Source organism: Bacillus sp. FSL M7-1345 (assembly GCF_038006985.1).
In the GTDB taxonomy this organism is placed as follows: Bacteria; Bacillota; Bacilli; order Bacillales; family Bacillaceae_G; genus Bacillus_A; species Bacillus_A cereus_U.
In genome coordinates, this window is the sequence record NZ_JBBOWG010000001.1 from 3721733 (window position 1) to 3739285 (window position 17553).

Here is a 17553-nt window from a genome sequence, read left to right on the forward strand (position 1 = left end):
ATAATGATATGTCGCAAGTATATGTCACTACAAACACTTGCTTGCCTTAACAGAATAAAAATTAGGGAGATTACATTTATTATGAACGCTGTACTCATCGCAGTAGCAGTCATGCTACTGCTTAGTTTGTTACGTGTCCAAGTCATTGTCGCCATTATCGTTGGAGCTTTAACAGGCGGACTTATCGGCGGACTCGGTATTTCAGAAACAATTAGTACTTTTACAGCCGGTCTTGGGAACAGTGCTCCTATCGCATTAAGCTACGCAATGCTCGGTGGATTTGCTATTTCCCTTTCAAAAACAGGACTTCCTGATGCAATGATCCAATCAGCTTTAAAATGGATCGGCAACGAACAAGACACGAAAAAACAAGTCTATTCTAAAATACTTATATTATTTATCATTTTAACAATGGCTTGTTTCTCACAAAATATTATCCCTGTTCATATCGCCTTCATCCCAATCTTAATTCCAGCACTTTTGAAAGTATTAAATGAGCTGAGGGTGGATCGTAGGCTTGTAACATGTCTTATTACATTTGGATTAATTACCCCTTACATGTGGGTCCCAGCAGGATTCGGAAAAATTTATCATGACGTATTACAAACAAATGCTGCGCAAAGCGGTCTTACATTTGATGTCGCACTTATTCCAAAAGCGATGACTATTCCAGCAATCGGTATGATTATCGGATTATGTGTAGCAGTTTTCATTACATACCGAAAACCACGTACATATGAAACAGAACAAATTCATGCTGCACAGAATGAAATCGTTCCCTATACGAAAAGAAGCATTACTTTTGGTTTATTATCAATACTCGCTACATTAACTGTGCAATTAGCAACAGAATCAATGATTTTTGGTGCTTTAGCAGGTATTATCGTCTTATCAGTTAGCGGTAGTCTCCCTCTTAAAGAAGCCGATGCTATTTTAACGAGCGGAATGCGTATGATGTCCTTTATTGGATTTGTTATGATTTCTGCCGCTGGATTTGGCGCTGTTCTTCGAAAAACTGGACATGTTGAATCTCTTGTGCAAACGAGTGCACATATAATCGGAAATAATAAACCGCTTGCTGCATTTCTTATGCTCGTTATTGGACTTCTCGTTACGATGGGAATTGGTTCTTCCTTTTCAACCATCCCAATCTTAACAACAATTTTCGTACCGTTATGCGTCCAGCTCGGATTTAGTCCCATGGCTACAATCGCAATTATCGGTACAGCTGGTGCACTTGGTGATGCAGGTTCTCCAGCATCTGATAGTACACTTGGACCAACGTCCGGTTTAAATGCTGATGGTCAGCACCATCATATATGGGATACATGTGTTCCAACATTTCTACACTATAATATACCGTTACTTATATTCGGCTTTATTGCCGCAATTACACTATAAAAGGTGCGTTTTAAAAACGCACCTTTTACTTTGTTGTTTCTCTCTCAATACATCTAAATTCTGTTTCCACTTCTTCTTGTTCCACTTGTTTCTTCTTTATTTTTCCTATTAACTGCTGAAAAGCTATTTCCCCATTTTCTTCGATATAACTTCCAATCGTCGTTAATGATGGACTTATCCATTCACCCTCTACACTCCCGTTAAATCCAATGATTTGCAACTTACCTGGTATATGAATATTAAGAGTTTTCGCCGCCCTGATTAGCTCAATAGCGACCTTATCACTTGAAGCTACAACCCCATCTATGTATGGATGCTTTTGTAACAATTCAAGAAACTGTTGATTCGTATACCCTTGGACAATTTCCTCTCGATAAGAAAGTCCTTCTTTCCAAGCAGTATCTAGAAATCCTGCCACATGCTCTTCCATTTCTTCACTCTCTACTCCCTCACCGATATAAGCAAGAAACTGGCAGCCTTTCTCTTTTAATAAAGAAACAGCTTTCTGTCCACTTTCATAATAGCTCATAAGAGATTGCCGTCCTTCAAGCACAGCGAAAGGAAGTGAGATCTCTCCTATACTTCGAAAAACAGATTTCGTCATTATAACGCCTGCAATGTTATTTTGCTCCAACATATCTATGTATCTATTCTTATTTTCTATATTACAAACTATTACTTGATACCCTTCTTTATATGCTATTTCCTCAACGAAACGGAGCAAAGTGATGTATGATGGATTATGCAAATTATCTACAAGTAATGCAATCATCGTTGAAGGCTGTTTAAATAAAGGCTTTGCTGTAGCATTCGGTCTATAATGTAATTCTTCAATTGCTTTTTTTACTTGTTTCACCGTATCTTCATGGACATATCCTTTTTCGTTAATGACTCTTGAAACGGTTGCGACTGAAACACCGGCCAATTTTGCAACATCACGTATAGTTGCCACATCGTCACCCCTTAATATGGTAATAGATTACAATTTTAAACTAAACCAAAATATAACATTCGTCAAGGTTATTGTTTTATATTTCTGAAAATTGTTACACAACTTCCACTCTACTCATAAAGTGAAACTTTAATCAGTGGGAGTTTTACTGCCCTCAAATGCGGGATAAAATATACTCCAGCTGAATTTCATGTGAAATCGCGATATTATCATAACCAATAAACGGAATTTCTTTCTTTATTTTTCGTGCTTCTTTTACCGCATCAATATACAAGTTCGTCATCATGAAGTTACGTTTCTGATAAAAACGAAGTGCGTTCATATTATCATTCGTCGTAATGAGCCACACTTTTTTACATTCATTCTCTTTTGCCACTTGCAGCACACAATCCACCAGTTTTGTACCAATCCCCTTTCCTTCCTCAAAACTATTTAACGATACAATTTCACACATATTTTCTATCACTTTACACGTTATAATTCCCACTATTCTGTTATTTCTAAGTGCAACAAAACCGGGTAATTCTTCTAATTGATGTACTCTGCCTCGCGAGACCATCATTGAGCTTCCCCAGTTTTCGCACATAAAATCCTGAATTGCTTCTTTCATTTCTAGTGTGATTTTTTGTATATGAACCATATACGATTTCTCCCCTTTTCACATCATTGTGATACAATGTTAGTGTATCATATGTAGAGGTATTTGGAGGATGAGGTAAAGTATGAAACGTTTTTTTACAGCATTGTTTACTATACTAGGTGCACTAACTGCGATTGGGATTTTCTTTACAAATAAAGTTATGTACTTGAAGAAAAAAACAGAGGAAGAAGTTTTAGAACGCGAAACGAAAAAGCATTTTCATTTGGACGATTTTAAGGCTATTCAAAAAGAAGAGGTTCACATCCCTTCTCAATTCGGATACGAACTTCACGGATATTACATGCCAGCTGGTCATTCCAATAAATTTATGATTTTTTGCCACGGTGTGACCGTAAATAAAATCAATTCCGTTAAATATGCAAACTTATTTTTAAATAGAGGATATAACGTATTTATTTATGATCATCGCCGTCATGGTAAAACCGGTGGTAAAACAACAAGTTATGGCTATTATGAAAAACATGATTTAAAGTCAGTAGTTGACTGGCTAAAAGATCGTTTCGGAACGAATATTACACTCGGAATTCATGGTGAATCTATGGGTGCTGCAACTCTTCTTCAATATGCAGGACTTGTTGAAGATGGTGCTGATTTTTATATTGCTGATTGTCCTTTCTCTGATTTTTATGGACAGTTACAGCATCGTTTGAAAGTTGAGTTTCACTTGCCAAAATGGCCTTTATTGCCTTTAGCAAATGCCTTTTTAAAAGTGCGTGATGGCTATACAATTCGTGAAGTTTCACCAATTGATTGTATAAAAAACATTAACAATCCTGTTCTCTTTATTCATAGTAAAGACGATGACTATATTTTATCTGATATGACGAAATCACTTTATGAAGCGAAAGAAAACAATAAACAGCTTTATATTGCAGAACATGGTGCACACGCTTGCTCTTATAATGAAAATAAAGAAGAGTACGAAGATGCCATCGATCAATTTTTAAACACATATGTAAAAGAAACAAAAAACAGGCTTGCATAAGCCTGTTTTTTTACTGCGCTAAAACGTCTGTAACTTGTTCCATATTTTCAGAAATCCACTTTACTGCCTCGTCTAGCGTTGGGAATTCCGTCGTTTGAAAAGTCACCTCATCTTGAAGTAACCAAACATCTTTCGGTTCTTGTCCTACACCTGCGATTGACCAATGAAGTAAACTATATGGATGATTATCATTCAAAAATGATGCCCATGTGCGCTCATTTGCAATATTTTGTAGTGTTTGTAATTTTTTATCCATCTTTCGTCACCTTACTCTAGTCAGTTATAAAAACTATTATAACACTCTCTTCTCTCTCAAACAAAGTGCTCTTTTTATATTGTCAAGTACTCTCCCTAATTATATGATGAGAGTAAGCGTTTGGAAAGGAGGGATAACGTTGGCAAAAGTACAAATTAAAGTAAATGATAATGGCTCTTTTCGCGTTACAGGGGACGTGGAATTAGTTGACTCACAAGGGAATGTATTCCCAGCAAAACCGGCATTTTCTTTATGTCGTTGTGGTTTATCAAAAAACATGCCTTATTGCGATGCTTCGCATAAAGGCAAATTCGAGTCTGTTGTTAGAGCACCAGAGACAGAATAAATATTTAAAGAGCATGCACATTTATTTGTGCATGTTTTTTCTTTTGATCAAAGCCTATACAGCCCTTCCCCTTTCAACATTTCTATTACTTTCGTCCCCATTCAAATCGGCATATATTTTCACACAATTCTTCACATTCGAACATTTTTTACTATGCTTTTTTCTTTTTTGTGCTATAATGTGAGCAAACAACATCCTTCGGGGTCGGGTGAAATTCCCAACCGGCGGTGATGAAGCGAGAGCTTCTAAGTCCGTGACCCGTTTTCAACGCGAAAACGGTGGATCTAGTGAAACTCTAGGGCCGACAGTATAGTCTGGATGGGAGAAGGATATGTTTTCTAGTAATTATATATAGCGAATACACTTTTATTTCAGTATGCATATTTTTAAAGGTTCATTTTGACTCTTTATATATGTTTTATTTTGTATACTTATGTTTCTATACTGAAATAAAAAGATACGACTAGCGTTTGAAAAACTCGATATTTTGCTAGGTTTTTTTCTTATACCAAAATATCAGTCATCGTTAGGTTTCTTTCCTATACTTTCGTATTCGAACTATATTTCTAGAAATCACGTCTCCCAAACCCCAAGGATTCTATATCCTTGGGGTTTTTTGATTTTTTCAGGAGAGGTGACGAGAATGACAGATCAAGAATATATGAGGATTGCCTTGCAGTTAGCACAAGGAACATCGGGACAAACAAGCCCAAATCCTATGGTTGGTGCTGTCGTTGTAAAAGATGGCAACATTGTCGGAATGGGTGCCCACATGCGTGCCGGTGAAGAACATGCTGAAATTCATGCTCTTCACATGGCTGGAGAAAGAGCAAAAGGCGCTACCGTTTATGTAACACTTGAACCGTGTAGCCATTTTGGAAAAACACCGCCTTGCTGTGAATTACTCATTGAAAAGGGAGTCCAGCGTGTTGTAATCGCCACCCTTGATTGCAATCCACTCGTTTCTGGTAATGGAAAAAGGAGATTAGAAGAAGCTGGAATCAAGGTGACTACTGGTGTTCTTGAAGCGGAAGCAACTTTATTAAATCGATACTTTTTTCACTATATGAAAACGAAACAGCCATTTGTAACAATAAAAACAGCAATGAGCTTAGATGGAAAAACAGCGACTGTAACGGGGGAAAGTAAGTGGATTACAGGTGAAGAAGCGCGAGCTGATGTTCACCAATATCGTCATATGCATGACGCTATCCTTGTCGGTGTGAATACAGTTATAACTGATAATCCACACTTAACAACACGAATTCCAAACGGAGGTAAACATCCTATACGCGTTATTTTAGATACCCACTTACGAACACCGCCATCTTCTCATGTCATAACAGATAGCTTAGCTCCGACATGGATTATTGTCGGTAAGGATGTAAATAAAGAGAAAATAGCGTCTTATGAATGTAACAATATAGCTGTATTCCAAATGAAAACGAAGCAAATTGAAATACAAGATGTCCTATCCCTACTCGGGGAGAAACAAATTCTTTCTCTGTTCGTTGAAGGTGGTCAAACAGTACATGCAAACTTCTTAAAAACAAATAGTTTTAATGAAATTGTGACCTATATAAGCCCAAAGTTAATTGGCGGAAAAGATGCACCCACTTTATTTGGCGGAGCTGGTTTTTCGAAGTTACAAGATGCACTTTCCTTAACAATTCAAGAGATGAAACAAATTGGTAATGATATAAAAATTGTTGCAACCTTAAAAAGCGAGGTGACGGAATGTTTACAGGAATTGTAGAAGAGTTAGGAACGATATCAAGCATGACTCAAAGTGGTGAAGCAATGAAGCTAACTATTAGCGCAAATCAAATTTTATCGGATGTTAAGCTAGGTGATAGTATCGCGGTTAACGGCATCTGCTTAACAGTAACTACTTTTACGACTACTTCATTCACTGTTGATGCAATGCCTGAAACAATGAATGCAACATCACTTCGTATGCTAAAGCCAAGTGCCAAAGTGAATTTAGAACGGGCAATGGCTGCGAACGGACGATTCGGTGGACATTTCGTCACCGGACATATCGATGGCATCGGTACGATTTTAACTAAAAAACAACATTACAATGCCATCTATTACAAAATAGCAATTTCTGATGAATTACTACGCTATTGTTTGCATAAAGGATCCGTTGCTATTGATGGCACTAGTTTAACAATATTTGATATAGACGAATCTTCAATTACAATTTCACTCATCCCCCACACAGTAAGCGAGTCTATAATCGGAGAAAAAAAAGCCGGGGACATCGTAAACATTGAGTGTGACATGATTGGAAAATATATTGAACGCTTTATTTCAAAGCCCGCAAAAGGAACAGATTCAATGACCGAAAGTTTTTTACAAGAAAACGGATTTCTATAAGGGGGAAGCACAATGTTTCATCGTATTGAAGAAGCTCTAGAAGATTTAAAACAAGGAAAAGTCGTTATCGTATGTGATGATGAAAACCGAGAAAATGAAGGCGATTTTATTGCTTTAGCAGAGTACATTACACCAGAAACGATTAATTTTATGATTACACACGGTCGTGGTCTCGTTTGCGTACCGATTACGGAGCAATACGCAGAGCGTCTACAGTTAGAACCAATGGTTTCTCATAATACGGATTCACATCATACTGCTTTTACAGTAAGCATCGATCACGTTTCTACAACAACAGGCATTAGTGCTCATGAGCGTGCTACAACAATACAGGAATTATTAAATCCCGCATCTAAAGGAACTGATTTTAACCGCCCTGGACATATCTTTCCATTAATTGCGAAAGAAGGTGGCGTCCTTCGCCGCGCAGGTCATACAGAAGCTGCTGTTGATTTAGCAAAACTTTGCGGAACTGAGCCAGCTGGCGTCATTTGCGAGATTATAAATGAAGATGGGACGATGGCACGTGTACCTGATTTAATACAGTGTGCAAAACAATTTGATATAAAAATGATTACAATTGAAGATTTAATTGCTTATCGCCGCCATCACGAAACACTTGTGACGAGAGAAGTGGAAATTACATTACCTACAGATTTCGGTACTTTTCATGCAATTGGCTATTCTAACTCATTAGATATGAAAGAACATATCGCGCTCGTAAAAGGTGATATTTCAACAGGCGAACCTGTACTTGTACGCGTTCATTCAGAATGCTTAACAGGAGATGTATTTGGTTCATTCCGCTGTGATTGTGGACCACAGCTACATGCTGCACTTGCTCAAATTGAGCGTGAAGGAAAAGGCGTTCTTCTCTATATGAGACAAGAAGGACGAGGCATTGGCCTTCTGAATAAGCTTCGCGCTTATAAGTTACAAGAAGAAGGGTTAGATACTGTAGAAGCAAATGAAAAACTTGGGTTCCCAGCTGATCTTCGTGATTACGGTATTGGCGCTCAAATTTTAAAAGATTTAGGCTTACAAAGTTTACGATTATTAACGAATAATCCACGAAAAATTGCTGGCTTACAAGGTTACGATTTAAAAGTAACCGAGCGTGTACCGTTGCAAATGCCAACAAAAGAAGAAAATAAAACGTATTTACAAACGAAAGTAAGCAAATTAGGACATTTACTAAACTTATAATTAAGGGAGAGATACATTATGGTATTCGAAGGTCATTTAGTTGGTACAGGATTAAAAGTTGGGGTTGTTGTTGGACGTTTTAATGAGTTTATTACAAGTAAGTTACTTGGCGGAGCTTTAGATGGATTAAAGCGTCACGGTGTAGAAGAGAATGCTATTGATGTTGCATGGGTTCCTGGTGCATTTGAAATTCCTTTAATCGCTAAAAAGATGGCAAATAGCGGAAAATATGATGCTGTTATTACATTAGGTACAGTAATTCGCGGTGCTACAACGCATTACGATTACGTTTGTAATGAAGTAGCAAAAGGTGTTGCATCTTTATCACTACAAACGGACATTCCAGTTATTTTCGGTGTATTAACAACAGAAACAATTGAACAAGCGATTGAACGTGCAGGTACAAAAGCTGGCAATAAAGGATATGAATCAGCAGTTGCTGCGATCGAAATGGCTCATTTATCAAAACAATGGGCTTAAAAAAAGAGGCTGCGGCCTCTTTTTTTATTTTTTCACCTTTTTTCGTACATCTTCTATTAATTCATCCATCGTTTTTCCTTCTGTTTTTATACGAAGAGTTTGTGCTGTTCTCCACACATTTTCTCTCTTTTTCGCTTCTTCTATAATAGAAATTTCCTTCCTTACTTCTTTTAAATCTTTTCCTTCTGTTTCAAGTCCAAAATGTTCAGCTTTCGTTCGAAAATGCTGTTCAATTCTTTGTTGCATTTCTTTTTGTTCAGGATTTTCAGCCGCCTTAACTGGATCAGCACTTATCGCTTTTATTAAAATCAGACAAGTCATAATGGCTAATATGTATTTGTACATGTAAAATCCTCCAACCCGATATAAATTACATTTTTACTATGTACAATTAGAGCTTGGAAAATTCGTCCACAGAATTATTTTTCTCGTCCAAAAGTGACTACTATCAAGCGTTAATGGACTTTTATTACATTTTATTTACAAAAAAAAGCAAACCCTTTAAAGAGTTTGCTTTTCATCTATCTTATAGCGCACATTCTTCAATCTCAAATCCTAAATCTTCAATCATACCCCAGTCCGCAGTCGGCTCTTGTCCAGCTGTTGTTAAATAGTCCCCGACAAAGATAGAGTTTGCTGCAAATAAACCAAGTGGCTGTACAGAACGTAAATTAAGTTCTCGACCGCCTGAAATACGAATTTCTTTTGTTGGATTTACAAAACGCATCATCGCCAGCACTTTTAAACATTCTACAGGTGTTAATTCTTTTTGTCCTTCCAGCGGAGTACCCTTTACAGCAACAAGGAAATTACACGGAATAGAATCCGCATCTAAACGTTGTAATTCAAAGGCAATTTCAGCGCGCTGTTCAATCGTTTCTCCCATTCCGAAAATTGCTCCAGAGCATGGAGAAATACCGGCTTGCTTCGCTTTTTGGACTGTATCAACACGATCGTCATACGTATGCGTTGAGCAAATGCTATCATAATTGTTAGCATGCGTATTTAAATTGTGGTTATAACGATGCACACCAGCTTCTGCTAACTGACCTGCTTGATCTTCATTTAAAAATCCTAAACAACAGCAAATTTTCAAATCTGTCGTTTCACGAATTTCCTTAACTGCTCCAATAACGTGATTTACTTCTTTATCCGTCGGACGACGACCAGATGCAACAATACAATATGTACCTGCTTTACGACGAATTGCTTCGTGCGCTCCTTCAACAATTTTCTCTTGTGTTAACCATGCATACTTATCAATCGGTGCTTCTGAAATAATAGACTGTGAACAGTACCCGCAATCTTCAGGACATAATCCAGATTTCGTATTTATAATCATGTTCAACTTTACTTTCTTACCAAAATGATGATGGCGAATGATGTAAGCTGCATTCATAATTTCTAAAACCTCTGTATCATCAGCTTCTAATATTGCAATTGCATCTTCTTTCGTAATCATTTTCTCTTCTACTACGTCGTATGCAAGTTTTTTCCAATCCCTTTTTGTTTGTACTTGTTTCATTTCATCTCTTCCCCTCTTTTGTTATATACGTAAATAAAGCATGATATGTTGCTACTATCCCTTCTTTTTCCGTGAAGTCTCTTTCGTATATACGAAGCATCGTACGAAAGAGTGAAGGGCTTTGACAATAAGACTCTTCATTACTATTGGTCGCTCCTACTTTTCGAATAGAATGTAGGAATTCCCTAACTTCTGCAAATCTTTCTATGTAACATGTTTCAGAAACATGCACATCCCCTGTTTCTATCTTGCATATATGAAGCAACTGATCTTTCGAATAAAAACGTTGACCAATCAAAGTTTCATTTTGAATGTTTTTTTCCTCTTTCGCTCGCTGAAACGAAGCATGGAGCTCTTGAAAAGTTTCTTGTCCAAAGGTGGAAAAGAGTACTATCCCATCTGTAGACAAATGATGAAATAAATTTCTTATCACTTGTTTTACATTGTTAAGCCATTGAAATGTGGCATTCGAAATAATAACATCATATGATTCTTCTAATCGTAATCGTTCAATATCCTCACAATGAAACGTCACATTTTCGGTATTTTGTCTAGTTTTTGCAATCGTAATCATACTTTCAGCAAAATCAACGGCTGTAATTTGTGCTTTTGGAAATAACTTTGATAATTGCTCTGTGACATAACCTGTCCCGCATCCAAGTTCTAAAATACGTATTGATGATGTTTCACTATATCGCCGCTTCAATATAGAAAGTAACGAATGTGCCATCTTTTTTTGTACATTTGCATATTGATCGTAAGATACGGCTGCCCCATTAAACCGTTTTTGTAGTAACGTTTTGTTGATCATGTCGTATCCCCTCTACAAATTGGATTATCTCATTCGCGCAATATTCGAAATTCGTTACACATAATGCATGACCAGCCCCGCTTACTACTTTTAGCGTAGCATTCGTATTCTCCGTCATATTATGAGCTGCGGATAATGGACATATCACATCCTGTTCTCCATGAAGAAGTAACAACGGGACTTTGATATCTGTTAATTCGTTTCTCATATCTGTTTCTATTAAATAATCTAAGCCTAATTGTAAAGACTGAATCGAGTCCCCTTTAAAATTCAGCGCAATCTCTTTAAAACTCGTATTCTCCTTCAGCTCATTTTTTGTAAACATATTTTCATAGAAACGATTCAAAGTATCTTCTTTCTTTCTCGTTAAATTCTTTTTCATACGTTCTACATGCAAAGAATTCCATCCGCTTGTATAGTCGCTCGTATTTGTAAATTTAGCAGTACCACCAATTAGTACAATACCTTTCGCCTTAATCTTTTTATAAGCTTGAATTGCCGCTAATGCTCCTAATGACCATCCAACTAAAATTACATTTTCATCACGTGCTACCTCTATTATTCGTCCCGCAAATTCACTTTGTTCTTTCACATTACGCCAATCTAAACATTGAACAGGATAGTCTTTAAAATACGGAAGTACAAAAGTCCAAACATCTTCTTCCATTCCCCACCCAGGAATAAAAATAACCTTTAGCTCTTTCATACTAAAAACCCCTCTTCTTTACCGATGCGTATAATATGCTGAATGGCCCATTTTAAATCCGCCATTGTATGTTGTGACGTAACAGCAAAGCGAATTCGGGAACTACCAATCGGAACAGTTGGCGGACGAATTGCAATGGCTGCGATACCTATCTCTTGTAATCTTTCACTAAACCGTAAAGCATTTTCATTTGAACCGACTACAATTGGTACAATATGAGTTGAGCTATTCCCAATGTCAAAACCAGCTTCTTGTAAATGCGTCCTGAAATATGCACCACTCGCTATAAGGTTCTCTCTTCTTTCGTTATCTTCTTTTACAATCTCAATTGCTTTTTGCACTGCTCCTAATGCTCCTGGTGGTAAAGCTGTAGTAAAAACAAAGCTTCTCATCATATTTTGTAAGTACTCTATATAAATTGCATCACCTGTTAAATACGCACCATAACACCCTAAAGCCTTGCTAAACGTCCCCATATGTATATCGATTTTTTGAGCAAGATTTTTTTCTATATGAGATAATCCAGCTCCACCGATTCCATATATTCCACTCGCATGTGCTTCATCAACTATAATGATTGCCCCGTATTTCTCTTTCAGCTTCACTAAATCTCTCAAATATGCAGTATCACCATCCATACTAAAAACAGTATCAGTTACGATTAATTTCCTCTTTTCAGGTGACGCTACTTTCAACATCTTCTCTAAATGATCCAAATCATTATGACGATACCTTTTATGTTCTGCACCGCTTAATATAATTCCATCAACAATACTTGCGTGATTTAATTTATCACTAAAAACAATATCATGACGACCAGCTAAAGAAGATAGTACACCTACATTTGCTGTATACCCACTATTTACGATTAACGCTCTTTCAGTACCTTTCCAGTTGCATATACTTCTCTCAACCTCTTCATACAGTGGATAATTTCCTACAACGAGACGAGATGCTGTCGCTCCAGTTCCATATTTTCTTGTGCAAGCAATAGCAGCTTCTTTCAACCTTTCATCTCCAGCTAACCCTAAATAATTATTTGACGCTAAATTTAGCATCCTTTTCTCATTTCGAATAAGCCATGTCTCTTCCGCTTTCTCTGTCACATGCAAATTACGATACTGTCCTTGCTCTCTTAATTGTTCTATTTTAGATTGAAGATGCGCGCGCCACTTTTGATTCATTTTGGATGGACTCCTCTAATTTTGAAATCATAATATGTTCTTTTGCCGATTCCAATAATTCTTCCCTAGTAAAATCACCTTCAAGGAATGGTAATAAACCTAAAACCGGTACCCCGCTCAACTCTTCAATCATTTCTTTGTTTTCTTGTACTCTTTCTTTTTCACATTCTTTACAACCAGACAAAATGACACCTGCTACTGTTAAGCCATGTGCCCTTGCATAAGAAATCGTTAAGACAGTATGATTCACTGTTCCTAGTGTAGGACGCGCTACTACAATAAGAGGAAGCTGTAATTCTTTTGCAAAATCGATTACTAAAGCATCTTCTGTATATGGGACTGCAAGCCCACCAGCCCCTTCTACAAATAGGCTATTAAACTCTTTTAGTAGTTCATTATAGTGATCAGTAATTTCTTTTAACGTTACTGTCCTTTCAGCTCTTTTCATAGCAAGTCTCGGAGCAAGTGGTTCTTCAATAGAATACGGACAAATTTCTTCTTCTCTTGTCGATACACCCGATAAGGCTTTTAACCTTGCTGCATCTCCCTCTGCGTTTGATGCAGCATGTCCACTTTGCAACGGTTTATATACCCCTACGTTATATCCCAATTCTCTAAATACACCTGCTAACGCACCTGCAACCACAGTTTTTCCAACTTCAGTATCAGTTGCCGTTATGAAAAAACCACTCATTATTCTTCCTCCGTAACATCCGAGATTGCTTTATATAAAATGCGTAACATCTCATCAATTTCAGCAATTGTAGATGCAAGAGGAGGCATAAATACAATGGTGTTACCAAGCGGACGTAAAATCATGCCTAACTCTCTTGAGCGTTTACATACTTGAACACCGACTCTTTCTGTCCATTCATACGATTCTTTCATTTCTTTATTTTTCACAAGTTCAATACCAATCATTAATCCGCACTGACGAATATCACCTACGTGCTTATATTCATTAAGCGCTTCTAATTGCCCCGCTACATATTCTGTTTTATGCGCAACAGATTCTATTAAATTAGTTTTTTCATATAGTTCTAGATTCGCAATTGCTACCGCACACCCTAACGGATTACCTGTGTAACTATGCCCATGGAAAAATGTTTTTTGTTCCTCATACTCTCCTAAGAAGGCATTATATATTTCGTCTGTCGTTACCGTAACAGCAATTGGTAAATATCCACCTGTTAAACCTTTCCCAGCTGTTAAAATGTCCGGCGTCACATTTTCATGTTCACACGCAAACATTTTCCCCGTACGCCCAAACCCAGTCGCTACCTCATCTGTAATAAATAAAACATTATATTTTGTACATAAATTACGTAGCCCTTTTAAATATCCTTTTGGCATTGTAATCATGCCTCCAGCACCTTGCATTAAAGGTTCTACAATAATTGCTGCAATTTCTTCATGTTTTTCTTTCAGCAATTCTTCCATTTCTTCTAAATGCTTATTCACAATTTCTTCCTTGTTATTTCCATAAGGAGAACGATATGTATACGGATACGGCATTTTAATTGCCTCAAATAATAGTGAACTATACACTTGGTGAAACAAGTCTATCGCTCCTACTGAAACTGCTCCAATTGTATCACCGTGATACGCTTCTTTTAATGTAACAAATCTTTGTTTTCTCGGTTTCCCTTTGTGCTGCCAATATTGAAAAGCCATCTTAATTGCAATTTCAACAGCGGTAGAACCAGAGTCTGAATAAAATACTTTCTTCAAGCCTTCTGGTACAACATCAATTATTTTTTCTGCTAATAAAATAGATGGAACGTTAGCAAGTCCTAACATAGTAGAATGAGCAATTTTATTTAATTGCTCACGAATTGCCTCATCTAGTTCCGGTACTTGATGCCCATGAACATTTAACCAAATAGACGAAACACCGTCCCAATATTCATTTCCATTTACATCGTATAGCTTTCTTCCCTCTCCACGTTCAATAATGACAGGATCTTCTTCTAAATAATCTTTCATTTGTGTAAATGGGTGCCATACGTAATCTTTATTCTTCTTCGATAATTCTTCATATGTATAAGACGATTTTTCACTCGTGTTACTATTAACAGCCACAATTGTCACCCCTAATGTTAACTTGTTTATAAATATAGTTAACATTAAAAACAAATGACTGTCAATTATTTTTAAATCAAATAGTTCTTAAAAAAGAACAACTTATCATACGATAAGTTGTTCTACTTTCCATGTTGTATCTTTCCAATTTCTAAAATAATCTCTTCCTCTTTTTTTCCTTCTGTATCAATTCCAAGTTGCTTAGCATGCTCAATTAATAAATCATGGCGCTGCTCAAACCTAGCGGTATCTACTTCTTTCGTAATCTCTTCTTTTGTTTTCCCTTCAGTAGAAACTCCTAGTTTTGCAGCTGATTTTTCCATCGATTTCTTCTCTTCAGTTTCTTTCACTTTCTTCACTTCTGACTGCTGTATTTGCTTTTGTTTCGACTGCTCTGATTCAGCTGCAAAAGCTGTGTAAATTCCAGCACTTCCGCCAACGACTAGTAAGGTGGTAAAAAGAATTATTTTTTTCTTCACTCTTTCCTCCCCTTTCAAATTCATTATAACGCACATTTTTACAGCATTAAAAACATTTTTCCTTTATTCCCCTAAAAAAATATCGAATATTTTTATTGACATGTATGATGAATATATGATAAAAATTTAACTAACATCATATGAATCGGCGTTGATAGGATTTAGTAGTACTTCGTTTTCTGATTTCAGAGAGCTGGTGGTCGGTGCGAACCAGTACAGAGCGATTTATGAATTACCCCCTGGAGCTTCTTTTACGAAACGTGAGGAGTAGTGAAAGACGGTTTAGACCGTTATGTCTAAAGAGTGGTGAAACGACACTGTTTCACAATTTAGGGTGGTACCGCGAATTTTTCGTCCCTGCATATATTGCAGGGGCGTTTTTATTTTATTAGCGCATATCATATGGCCCTTTATTTTGTGATACATTCCTTTCACAAGCTAGGGTGGTACCGCGATTTCTTCGTCCCTGCATAATTATATGCAGGGGCGTTTTTTTATTCCAATCTTTATTGAGCGATTATCCTAAAAATTTGAGATAGGAGAGATACAAAGCTTGATAAATCCCGATTATTTAAACTTTATGATGAAAAACAATTACCGGTAATTTGTCGAAAAATTCTAAATTTTAAAAGGAGATATACAGTATTGGCGAATTTTATATAAAAAAGAGCTATTTTAGATTAATTAGGAGGGGAAAACAATGATTTCAAAAATTGAATCTATTCTTTTAACATTTTTTATCTTTTTCTGTATTGGCTTTAGTGTTATTCAATTAGAAGTTTCACCACATATCCCAATTTTATTCGGCATCGTTATTTTATTAGCGTTTGGATTTATGAAAAAAATCTCTTGGTCTACTATGGAAAAAGGGATGATAAGTAGTATTTCAGCTGGTATTCCATCTATTTTTATTTTCTTACTTGTAGGAGTATTAATTAGTGTTTGGATCGCAGCTGGAACAATTCCAACTTTAATGGTATACGGATTCCAACTTGTATCTCCAAAAATTTTCGTTCCTACTGTTTTTGTTGTTTGTGCAATTGTTGGAACAAGTATCGGTAGTGCATTTACAACTGCAGCAACAGTAGGGCTTGCCTTTATGGGAATGGGTAGTGCTCTCGGATACGATCCAGCTCTTATTGCTGGTGCAATTATTTCTGGTGCATTCTTTGGGGATAAAATGTCTCCTTTATCTGATACAACAAACTTAGCTCCAGCTGTAACTGGTGTAGATTTATTTGAACATATTCGCAACATGCTTTGGACAACAGTCCCTGCTTTCATTATTGCTTTTATCGCATTTTTCATTTTAGGAAGCGGCACTAGAGGAGACGTTGATTTCACAAACTTTATTAGTACGTTAGAAAAAAATGCAACGATTTCTATCGTTACACTTATTCCGATTTTATTACTGTTCCTATTCGCATTTAAGAAAGTACCCGCAGTTCCAACATTACTTGCAGGAATCGTAGTAGGGATCATCATTCTCTTTATTTTTAACCCTAGTACTTCTTTAGCTGATTTAATGAAAATTATGCAAGATGGTTACGTTTCTAAAACTGGTATAAAAGATATTGATAGCTTATTATCTCGCGGTGGTTTACAAAGTATGATGATGTCAATTGCTCTTATTTTCCTAGCTCTTTGTATGGGTGGTTTACTACAAGGAATGGGCATTATCACGCAGCTGATGAATATCATCTCTAGCTTCGTAAAAAATAGTACACGCTTAATCGTCTCTACCGCTTTCACTGCAATTGGTGTAAACTTCTTACTTGGTGAACAATACTTATCAATCGTTTTAACAGGACAAGCATTCGCTAACAAATACGATGAAGTCGGTTTAGAACGTCGTAATTTATCACGAGTATTAGAAGATGCTGGTACAGTAATTAATCCGCTCGTACCATGGGGTGTAAGCGGCGTATTCTTAACAAACGTCCTTAGCGTTCCAACATTCGATTATGTTCCATACGCAATCTTCTGTTTAGCTTGCCCAGTCTTAACAATTATTGTTGGTTTCACTGGATTTGGTCTTTCATGGAAGAAAGAAAAAGCAGTACCAGTTTCATAATATAGAATAAAAAAAGGATTACC

General features: G+C 36.7%; 19 protein-coding genes, 1 riboswitch and 1 other annotated feature. Of the genes, 8 read left to right on the forward strand and 11 right to left on the reverse strand.

Annotated elements, in window-relative coordinates; all coding sequences use genetic code 11:
* The first annotated feature begins 81 nt into the window (after nt 1-81).
* Nucleotides 82-1401 carry a Na+/H+ antiporter family protein gene (locus MHB76_RS19360; protein WP_002111651.1) on the forward strand — a complete coding sequence of 440 codons (1320 nt, stop codon included), beginning with the start codon at nt 82-84 and terminating at the stop codon, nt 1399-1401.
* 25 nt (nt 1402-1426) lie between these two features.
* On the opposite strand, the gene MHB76_RS19365 is transcribed toward MHB76_RS19360, so the two are convergent.
* Together MHB76_RS19365 and MHB76_RS19370 are read right to left on the reverse strand one after the other, a co-directional pair.
* Nucleotides 1427-2353 carry a LacI family DNA-binding transcriptional regulator gene (locus tag MHB76_RS19365; RefSeq protein WP_002111655.1) on the reverse strand — a complete coding sequence of 309 codons (927 nt, stop codon included), beginning with the start codon at nt 2351-2353 and terminating at the stop codon, nt 1427-1429.
* 154 nt (nt 2354-2507) lie between these two features.
* Nucleotides 2508-2993: a GNAT family N-acetyltransferase gene (locus MHB76_RS19370; RefSeq protein WP_078172860.1), complete on the reverse strand. Its 486-nt coding sequence runs from the start codon at nt 2991-2993 to the stop codon at nt 2508-2510.
* 82 nt (nt 2994-3075) lie between these two features.
* Here MHB76_RS19370 and MHB76_RS19375 point away from each other — a divergent pair, with 82 nt between their 5' ends.
* A complete protein-coding gene (locus tag MHB76_RS19375) occupies nt 3076-3999 on the forward strand; it encodes an alpha/beta hydrolase (RefSeq protein WP_002111658.1) in 924 nt (307 codons plus the stop codon).
* A 10-nt stretch (nt 4000-4009) separates the two neighbouring features.
* Here the strand turns inward: MHB76_RS19375 and MHB76_RS19380 are convergent, their stop codons facing one another.
* Nucleotides 4010-4255 carry a DUF2552 family protein gene (locus MHB76_RS19380; RefSeq protein ID WP_002111659.1) on the reverse strand — a complete coding sequence of 82 codons (246 nt, stop codon included), beginning with the start codon at nt 4253-4255 and terminating at the stop codon, nt 4010-4012.
* A 103-nt stretch (nt 4256-4358) separates the two neighbouring features.
* Between MHB76_RS19380 and MHB76_RS19385 the strand changes: the two genes are divergently transcribed.
* The 5 genes from MHB76_RS19385 (at nt 4359) to ribH (ending at nt 8669) form a co-directional block, all read left to right on the forward strand.
* Nucleotides 4359-4601: a CDGSH iron-sulfur domain-containing protein gene (locus tag MHB76_RS19385; RefSeq protein WP_078172859.1), complete on the forward strand. Its 243-nt coding sequence runs from the start codon at nt 4359-4361 to the stop codon at nt 4599-4601.
* A gap of 190 nt (nt 4602-4791) precedes the next feature.
* Nucleotides 4792-4935: riboswitch (FMN riboswitch) on the forward strand.
* A gap of 309 nt (nt 4936-5244) precedes the next feature.
* A complete protein-coding gene (ribD, locus tag MHB76_RS19390; RefSeq protein ID WP_078172858.1) occupies nt 5245-6357 on the forward strand; it encodes a bifunctional diaminohydroxyphosphoribosylaminopyrimidine deaminase/5-amino-6-(5-phosphoribosylamino)uracil reductase RibD in 1113 nt (370 codons plus the stop codon).
* The gene (ribE, locus tag MHB76_RS19395) at nt 6339-6983 is read left to right on the forward strand and encodes a riboflavin synthase (RefSeq protein WP_016096153.1); all 645 of its coding nucleotides are present in this window, start codon (nt 6339-6341) and stop codon (nt 6981-6983) included. The genes ribD and ribE overlap by 19 nt, the downstream gene beginning before the upstream one ends.
* Nucleotides 6984-6995: 12 nt before the next feature.
* Nucleotides 6996-8189 (forward strand): bifunctional 3,4-dihydroxy-2-butanone 4-phosphate synthase/GTP cyclohydrolase II, encoded by a 1194-nt coding sequence (gene ribBA / locus MHB76_RS19400; protein ID WP_016106101.1) that lies wholly within the window; start codon nt 6996-6998, stop codon nt 8187-8189.
* 18 nt (nt 8190-8207) lie between these two features.
* Nucleotides 8208-8669, forward strand: coding sequence for a 6,7-dimethyl-8-ribityllumazine synthase (ribH, locus tag MHB76_RS19405; protein ID WP_002160590.1), 462 nt, complete (start codon nt 8208-8210; stop codon nt 8667-8669).
* A 24-nt stretch (nt 8670-8693) separates the two neighbouring features.
* Here ribH and MHB76_RS19410 read toward each other — a convergent pair whose 3' ends face one another.
* The 8 genes from MHB76_RS19410 to MHB76_RS19445 all read right to left on the reverse strand — a co-directional run bounded on the left by MHB76_RS19410 (nt 8694) and on the right by MHB76_RS19445 (nt 15456).
* Entirely contained in the window at nt 8694-9014 is a 321-nt protein-coding gene (locus tag MHB76_RS19410; RefSeq protein ID WP_002145881.1) for a hypothetical protein, read from the reverse strand.
* Nucleotides 9015-9195: 181 nt separating this feature from the next.
* On the reverse strand, nt 9196-10194 hold the full coding sequence (gene bioB / locus MHB76_RS19415) for a biotin synthase (RefSeq protein ID WP_000815853.1): 999 nt from the start codon (nt 10192-10194) through the stop codon (nt 9196-9198).
* Between the two features lies 1 nt (nt 10195).
* Nucleotides 10196-11005 (reverse strand): malonyl-ACP O-methyltransferase BioC, encoded by an 810-nt coding sequence (bioC, locus tag MHB76_RS19420; RefSeq protein WP_078172857.1) that lies wholly within the window; start codon nt 11003-11005, stop codon nt 10196-10198.
* Nucleotides 10971-11711 carry an alpha/beta fold hydrolase gene (locus tag MHB76_RS19425; protein ID WP_078180676.1) on the reverse strand — a complete coding sequence of 247 codons (741 nt, stop codon included), beginning with the start codon at nt 11709-11711 and terminating at the stop codon, nt 10971-10973. The genes bioC and MHB76_RS19425 overlap by 35 nt, the downstream gene beginning before the upstream one ends.
* On the reverse strand, nt 11708-12895 hold the full coding sequence (bioF, locus tag MHB76_RS19430; RefSeq protein ID WP_078172855.1) for an 8-amino-7-oxononanoate synthase: 1188 nt from the start codon (nt 12893-12895) through the stop codon (nt 11708-11710). The genes MHB76_RS19425 and bioF overlap by 4 nt, the downstream gene beginning before the upstream one ends.
* Nucleotides 12861-13589 carry a dethiobiotin synthase gene (gene bioD / locus MHB76_RS19435; RefSeq protein WP_078172854.1) on the reverse strand — a complete coding sequence of 243 codons (729 nt, stop codon included), beginning with the start codon at nt 13587-13589 and terminating at the stop codon, nt 12861-12863. The genes bioF and bioD overlap by 35 nt, the downstream gene beginning before the upstream one ends.
* Nucleotides 13589-15022: an adenosylmethionine--8-amino-7-oxononanoate transaminase gene (gene bioA / locus MHB76_RS19440; protein ID WP_078172853.1), complete on the reverse strand. Its 1434-nt coding sequence runs from the start codon at nt 15020-15022 to the stop codon at nt 13589-13591. The genes bioD and bioA overlap by 1 nt, the downstream gene beginning before the upstream one ends.
* 77 nt (nt 15023-15099) lie before the next feature.
* Nucleotides 15100-15456: a hypothetical protein gene (locus MHB76_RS19445; RefSeq protein WP_002111675.1), complete on the reverse strand. Its 357-nt coding sequence runs from the start codon at nt 15454-15456 to the stop codon at nt 15100-15102.
* A gap of 142 nt (nt 15457-15598) precedes the next feature.
* Nucleotides 15599-15818: a binding site (T-box leader), on the forward strand.
* A gap of 338 nt (nt 15819-16156) precedes the next feature.
* Between MHB76_RS19445 and nhaC the strand changes: the two genes are divergently transcribed.
* Nucleotides 16157-17530 (forward strand): Na+/H+ antiporter NhaC, encoded by a 1374-nt coding sequence (gene nhaC / locus MHB76_RS19450; protein ID WP_002160581.1) that lies wholly within the window; start codon nt 16157-16159, stop codon nt 17528-17530.
* Nucleotides 17531-17553: the final 23 nt, after the last annotated feature.